7 protein-coding genes are annotated in these 7,220 nt (G+C 47.9%); 5 read left to right on the forward strand and 2 right to left on the reverse strand.

Going from position 1 to position 7,220, the window contains the following annotated elements; all coding sequences use genetic code 11:
• From ACTIE6_RS08860 to ACTIE6_RS08880, 5 genes are all read left to right on the forward strand, one after another.
• A partial coding sequence (locus ACTIE6_RS08860; RefSeq protein WP_439556295.1) for a hypothetical protein occupies window positions 1–201 on the forward strand: 201 nt, incomplete at its 5' end.
• Between the two features lie 171 nt (window positions 202–372).
• Window positions 373–1,146, forward strand: coding sequence for a glucose 1-dehydrogenase (locus ACTIE6_RS08865; protein ID WP_439556296.1), 774 nt, complete (start codon window positions 373–375; stop codon window positions 1,144–1,146).
• Between the two features lie 140 nt (window positions 1,147–1,286).
• Complete coding sequence (locus ACTIE6_RS08870; protein WP_439556297.1) at window positions 1,287–2,675, forward strand: aldehyde dehydrogenase family protein; 1,389 nt, start codon at window positions 1,287–1,289, stop codon at window positions 2,673–2,675.
• A 4-nt stretch (window positions 2,676–2,679) separates the two neighbouring features.
• Window positions 2,680–3,381, forward strand: coding sequence for a glutamine amidotransferase-related protein (locus tag ACTIE6_RS08875; RefSeq protein ID WP_439556298.1), 702 nt, complete (start codon window positions 2,680–2,682; stop codon window positions 3,379–3,381).
• A 57-nt stretch (window positions 3,382–3,438) separates the two neighbouring features.
• The gene (locus ACTIE6_RS08880) at window positions 3,439–3,954 is read left to right on the forward strand and encodes a phosphoribosyltransferase family protein (protein ID WP_439556299.1); all 516 of its coding nucleotides are present in this window, start codon (window positions 3,439–3,441) and stop codon (window positions 3,952–3,954) included.
• Between the two features lie 148 nt (window positions 3,955–4,102).
• On the opposite strand, the gene ACTIE6_RS08885 is transcribed toward ACTIE6_RS08880, so the two are convergent.
• The gene (locus ACTIE6_RS08885; RefSeq protein WP_439556300.1) at window positions 4,103–6,049 is read right to left on the reverse strand and encodes a KUP/HAK/KT family potassium transporter; all 1,947 of its coding nucleotides are present in this window, start codon (window positions 6,047–6,049) and stop codon (window positions 4,103–4,105) included.
• Window positions 6,050–6,136: 87 nt separating this feature from the next.
• On the reverse strand, window positions 6,137–7,220 hold a 1,084-nt coding region (locus ACTIE6_RS08890; RefSeq protein ID WP_439556301.1), incomplete at its 5' end, for an Nramp family divalent metal transporter.

The raw sequence follows: 7,220 nt of genomic DNA on the forward strand, positions 1-7,220 counted from the left end.
AAAGCCCCGGCGGGGCTTCCTGTTTATAGAAAATTGGATGCGGTGGAAGGTTTGGGCTCCTGCGGAGCCTCCTTGCCAGATCTGATGCGGGATAAACAGGAGGCTCCGCAGGAGCCGGGGGCGCGATTGAATACCGGGTTTTTCTATAAACAGGGGGCTCCCCGGGAGCCACATCGCGGTTGTTCGGTAACGTTTTTGTAAAAGGAGGCTCCGCTGGAGCCGTGCTTAACTTTTAACGGAACGTTTCTATAAACAGGTGGCTCCGCAGGAGCCGGCATATTCATTAATTTGTTCGCTGTTGCTATCATCATACAGCCGCAGATGCTTTTATAATTTACACTCAATTACTAACATCATTTTAAATACAAACCAATGCGTTTAGAAGGTAAAGTTGCCCTTATCACAGGCGGAAGCGGCGGGATTGGTCGTGAAACTGCTATTTTGTTTGCAAAAGAAGGTGCCAAATTCGTGGTCACTGATGTAAATGACGCGGCTGGTCAGGAAACTGCTGACGAGATTATAAATGCCGGCGGTGAGGCTTACTTCCTGCATTCCGATGTATCCAAAGCAGCAGACTGCGAAGCGGCTGTGGCATTTGCGGAAGAAAAATTCGGTAAGCTGAACATTATTTTCAATAACGCGGGCATTATGCACAGTGACGATGATAATGCTATGACAACGGAGGAATCCGTTTGGGACCTGACGATGAACATCAATGCAAAAGGCGTTTTCCTAGGTTGTAAGTACGGTATCCCCGCATTGCAGCGCGCAGGCGGCGGGTCGATTATCAATACTGCCTCGTTCGTAGCAATTCTCGGCGCGGCTACTCCCCAGGTTGCTTATACCGCAAGCAAAGGCGCTGTGCTGGCATTAACCCGTGAGCTAGCAATCATTCACGCCCGCGAAAATATCCGCGTAAACGCACTGTGCCCCGGGCCGCTACGCACAGAGCTTTTAATGAAATTCCTGAATACCGAAGAAAAGAAACAACGCCGCTTAGTACACATTCCAATGGGAAGATTTGGTGAAGCAAAAGAAATGGCCTACGCCGCATTGTTCCTCGCTTCCGACGAATCCTCTTTCGTAACCGGCACTGACTTTCTGGTAGACGGTGGAATTACTTCTGCTTATGTAACTCCTGTTTAAAGGGAGGAAAGGGAAGATGGAGGAAGGGGAGGAAGTGAAAAACTGTATATCATTAATTTCATGGTCTCTTTCCATCCTCCTTCGTCCCTTTCTTCCATCCTCCCTTTCCTCCATCCTCCTTTTCTTCCCTTCTAAAAAAAATGATTCAAAAAACGATAAGTCCGATTGATGGTTCTGTGTACGTGGAGCGTGCACTGGCTGATGATGCGCAGGTTGCGAATGCATTGGAAAAGGCTGTTGCTGCGCAGAAAGTCTGGCGGAAGACTTCGCTGGAAGAGCGCGCGGCGATTTGCTTGAAAGCTGTTGAATACTTTCTGAACAATGCCGACGAGATGGGTTTGGAACTTACCTGGCAAATGGGCCGACCGGTGCGGTATACTGCAAATGAGATTCGGAAAGGTTTTCAGGAACGTGCGAGGTACATGATTTCAGTGGCGGAAAGTGCGCTGGCTGATGTAGAAGTAGAGCAATTACCCGGCTTCAAGAGGTTTATCAGACGGGATCCGCTCGGTGTGGTATTCGTAGTAGCGCCCTGGAATTATCCTTATCTCACTTCTGTCAACTCTGTGATACCGGCGATTATGTCGGGTAATGCGGTTATCCTCAAACATGCCCAGCAAACGCCGCTTTGCGCGGAGCGTTATGCAGCTGCATTCGAGTATGCCGGGCTGCCCGAAGGCGTTTTCCAGTTTTTGCATTTGAGCCACCAGCAGGTAGCGCAGGTAATAGGCGATACTCGCATTGACTATGTAGCATTTACAGGCTCGGTAGAAGGCGGGCACGCTGTTCAAAAGGCGATTAACGAGCGCTTTATTGTAGGTGGATTGGAACTCGGCGGCAAAGATCCCGCCTATGTGCGCGCGGACGCAGATCTCGCCGACGCTGTGGAGAACCTGGTCGATGGCTCTTTCTTCAACTCCGGTCAATCCTGCTGCGGCATTGAGCGCATTTATGTGCATCAGGATATCTATGAAGAATTTGTAAGTGAGTTTGTAAAGCTGACGAAGACCTACACGCTGGGGAATCCAACCAATCAGGAAACCACACTGGGGCCGATGGTACGTACAGCAGCGGCTGATTTTGCCCAAAAACAAATAGATGAAGCTGTTGCACAAGGCGCTACTCCACTGATTGACACGACTTTATTTTCGTCACATCAAAAAGGAACACCCTATTTTGCTCCACAGGTGCTGGTGAATGTAAACCATTCCATGAGCATTATGACCGAGGAAACCTTCGCCCCGGTGGTAGGAATTATGCCGGTAAGTGGCGATGAAGAGGCGATAAGATTGATGAATGATAGCCAGTACGGATTGACTGCTTCCATTTGGACTGCCGATATCGATGCTGCATTGTCAATCGGCGAACAGGTAGAAACGGGTACCTGGTTTATGAACCGCTGCGATTACCTGGATCCTGCATTGGCGTGGACAGGTGTTAAAAATTCAGGTCGCGGGTGCACGCTTTCCAAAATTGGCTACGAAGCTTTAACCCGCCCGAAATCTTTTCATTTGAAGATCAATAGCTGATAATATGAAAGTTGGCTTGCTGGAATGCGACCACGTGCGGGAAGATTTAATGCATATTGCCGGCGATTACCGGCAAATGTTTCCTGCATTGTTTTCGCAAGTTGCGCCGGAATGGGAATTCGTTTTTTATGATGTTTGCAACGGGGTTTTTCCTTATTCGGTACACGAATGCGACCTGTATATTTCTACGGGCTCCAAATTTTCGGTTTACGATCAGGAAGAATGGATTTTTCGGTTGAAGGATTTTGTGAATGAAGTTTACAAATCCGGGAAAAAGTATGCCGGAATCTGTTTCGGGCATCAAATGCTCTCGGAGGCACTGGGCGGCAAAGTGGAAAAGGGTAGCCCTGGCTGGTGCGTGGGTGTGCATTCATTTTCGTTGATCCAAAAAACGGAATGGATGAAGCCTGAACTGGACAACTTCAATCTTTTGATGATGTGCCAGGATCAGGTTGTAAAAATGCCGCCAAACAGCATTGTGCTGGCCCGAACAGCGGATTGTCCGGTAGGTATGTTCCAGGTAGGTTCCAATATGCTGGGAATTCAGGCGCATCCCGAATTTCCTAAAATCTACAATCAGGCATTAATGGAGCTCCGGGCGGAGCGGATCGGGCAGGTGAAAGTGGATGCGGGCATTGCCAGTCTTAGTTTACCAACTGACGAATTAACTATTGCGACCTGGATAAAGAATTTTGCAGCGCTATGAACTCGCCGGTTGTATGCTTATTTTTACCCTACATTCCAGTTACGAATCATTTTTTCAATGAGAACCAGTACGAATTCGCCCCGCCAGATCCTCAGCTCGCATCAGACTAACCAGAAAATCCGGCGGATTGCATTTGAAATTTACGAGCACAATTTTGAAGAACCCGGCGTGATCCTGGCGGGTATTGCCGGGGAAGGTTATGCATTCGCAAGCCGCCTTGCCGCCGAACTTTCTGATATATCTCCCCTGAAAATAGACCTTATCGAGCTGCGGTTTGACAAACACCTGCATCACCAGAGCCCGATTATTTTTGACAAAGAAATTAATATTGAAAATCAGGTTATTATCCTGGTTGACGATGTGCTGAACACCGGCCGCACGCTCGCTTTTGCATTGGAGCCTTTCCTGAAAGTGCCGATGAAAAAAGTGCAGGTAGCAGTAGTAGTCGACAGAAGTCACCACCTCTTCCCAGTCCACGCCGATTATGTAGGGTATTCACTCAGTACTACCTTAATGGAGCACGTGGAAGTAGTTTTGAGCAAAGAAGGGGAAGAAGGGGTATTTTTGAAATAGACTTCGGCTGTCGGCAGTCGGCTTTCGGCTTTGAGGTACTTCTAATTTAGAGATATCTACATGCTTACTTACAAGTAGATAATTGATTTTTGCATTATTTATAAAAGCCGACAGCCGAAAGCCGAAAGCCGAAAGCCGAAGTCTAAATCTAAGTATACACCCTCCTCAACTTCACATTCTCCACTGGCCTGATAATCAGTGGTACCTTCTCGATTTTGACCGAGCTGCTGTCCAGGCCGAACCATTTGTCTTCGGGGGTGGTGAAGTCTTTGACGAAGAAATAGGTTTTCATGACCAGCTGTTCGAAAAGCGGCAAGTCATTTTCGAATGAAAGGAATCTTTCAAGTACAACAAAGCGAAAGTCGCCGGTAATATTTTGCTTGCTTAGCGACTCGTAGCGGCTGGTAATGTCCACTTCCTTGTTCATTACCATATCTTCCACCACTTTCCGGAAAAACATATTAATCCGCTGATCAACCCGAAATCCCAGCCGGAAATTGATCTTGATTACATTGTCATTATTGTCATCATCGGACAGCACCTTGTACTCCATTGTGTACGGATCATCGGTGATATCCACGTGAATAAACCAATATACATCTGCCCGTTTGGGTCTTTTCTGGAAAATGGAGTAGATAACCTTTGTTTCAATTTCCGTTGCACGAGATGCATTGGTCATAAAAACGAGGTGGGTAGTGTATTTAGGGATACTGATATCGCGGCTCAGCTCGTGCAATGCAGGCAGGTATTTTTCAAGCTTGGTGTATTCGGTCAACCGGAGTTTAATGTAAAATGCCCTCAGCCAAACGGTCATCAAACCAGCCACTAAGGTGCCTACCATAATTGTAAACCAGCCTCCGTGTGTAAATTTCAGCAGGTTTGCGCCGAGGAACATTCCCTCGATGAAGAGGTACAGCAGCATAAATGCGATTACAATCCACAGGTTTACCCGCTTGATATAGAGATAATAGGAGAAAAGGATCGTGGTCATGATCATCGTAAGCGTGATCGCCAGACCGTAAGCGGCTTCCATATTCGAAGACTGCCGGAAGTACAGCACTACTCCCGTGCACCCCAGCCACAAAAGCCAGTTGATGCTTGGCACGTAAAGCTGGCCTTTCTGGTCGCTGGGGTAATTAAGTCTTACTTTTGGCCAGAAATTCAACCTGATCGCCTCGGAGATCAATGTAAACGAACCCGTAATAACAGCCTGGCTTGCAATAATCGCAGCAAGGGTCGCAATGACAACGCCGGGCAGCAGCCACCATTCAGGCATGATTTCGTAAAAAGGTTTCCGCGCATTCAGTAGGTTACCCATTTCGGTAAGCAGCCAGGCACCCTGACCGAAGTAGTTGAGCAGCAAGCATATTTTTACAAAAATCCAGCTTACCCGGATATTCTCCCTGCCACAGTGCCCTAGATCCGAATACAAAGCTTCTGCCCCGGTTGTACAAAGGAAAACTGCGCCAAGTATCCAGAATCCGCCGGGGTGTTTTGTAATTAAATCAAATCCGTAAATCGGGTTGAGCGCTTTCAGGATTTCGGGATGCTCCATAATCTGGAACAATCCCAATACGCCCAGCATCACAAACCAGGTGATCATCAGTGGCCCGAATGCACGGCCCACCACCTTTGTTCCAAAAGCCTGAATGATAAAAATCAGCGTAAGAATGCCGATTACAATAGGTATAGTCTGGATGTTTGGGTAAATCAGCTGCAAACCTTCCACGGCCGAGGACACCGAGATAGGCGGCGTGATGATCCCGTCGGCGAGTAGGGTACTGCCCCCGATAATCGCCGGGACGGTGAGCCACTTGGCATGCTTGCGAACCAATGCATATAATGCAAAAATCCCGCCCTCGCCACGGTTATCGGCACGAAGGATCAGGATTACGTATTTGACTGTGGTTTGAAGTGTGAGCGTCCAGAAAATGCAGGATATTGCTCCGTAGATAATTTCTTCAGTTATCCTTTCATTCAGGATAATGGCCTGCATTACATAGAGCGGCGAGGTGCCGATATCTCCGTAAATAATTCCAAATGCAACCAGCACACCAGCCGCTGTTACCTTATCAATTTTGTGCTTTGATTCCATTCATCTTTGCTGAAAAAACAGCGAAAGTTAGGAAACGGCTTGCAAAGAAGATATCGTCAAAGTCAAATTTAATTTAGTTACAAAAAATCAACCCAGAAATGTGTTGAAAAGCAGGTATCCATTCAGCGAAATGATGATCAGCGTAATCGCCCAGCTTACTAGGGTTAAAAGCTTTGAATTTGCGAATTTCCCCATAATGGACGATTTAGAAGTGAAGAAAACCAGCGGAACCACGGCAAAGCTCAGTTGAAGCGAGAGGATTACCTGGCTGAACACGAGCAGTTCGGCGGTACCTCTTTCGCCGTAAAGGGAAGAGACAATGAGCGCCGGAATAATGGCGATACCGCGCGTAATCAGCCTTCTCAGCCACGGTTTAAGGCGAATGTTCAGAAATCCTTCCATGACGATCTGTCCCGCCAGGGTACCGGTAAGTGTCGAGCTCTGCCCGGATGCAAGAAGCGCCAGTGCGAAGAAGATACTTGCCAGGCTGACCCCTAAAACCGGGTCAAGCAAATGGTAAGCGTCGGTTATATCAGCTATTTCAAAGTGTCCGTTGGCATGAAATGCAGTGGCCGCGAGAATCAGAATGGAGCCGTTGATGAAAAAAGCAAGACCTAAGGAAACCGTCGAATCGATCGTAGCGAATTTAATGGCAGAGCGTTTGCCGGCTTCGTCTCGCCGGAATGCGCGCGTTTGTACGATACTTGAATGCAGGTACAGATTATGCGGCATCACCGTAGCGCCCAGGATCCCGATCGCGATATAAAGCATTCCCGGGTTGGTAACAATCTCGGTTTTAGCGATCAATCCGTCCAGCATTCCCGCTACAGAAGGTTGCGAAACGAACATTTCATACATAAAGCTCAACAAGATAATCCCCATCAAGCCGGCAACAATGCTTTCTATAATCCGGAAACCCTTTTGTTGAAAATACAAAACGAGCAGCACATCCAACGCGGTGAAGACCACGCCCACAGGCAGCGGCAGACCAAAAAGAAGATTTAAAGCAATTGCTGAGCCAATTACTTCCGCCAGGTCCGTGGCTGCTATCGCGATCTCAGACAATACCCACAGTACAAACGAAACGGGGCGGGAGTAATAGTCCCGGCAAGCCTGGGCGAGGTCGCGGCCTGCTGCAATTCCCAATTTAAGCGATAAATGCTGTAAAAGC

This window comes from Dyadobacter sp. (assembly GCF_051859145.1).
Classification (GTDB): domain Bacteria; phylum Bacteroidota; class Bacteroidia; order Cytophagales; family Spirosomataceae; genus Dyadobacter.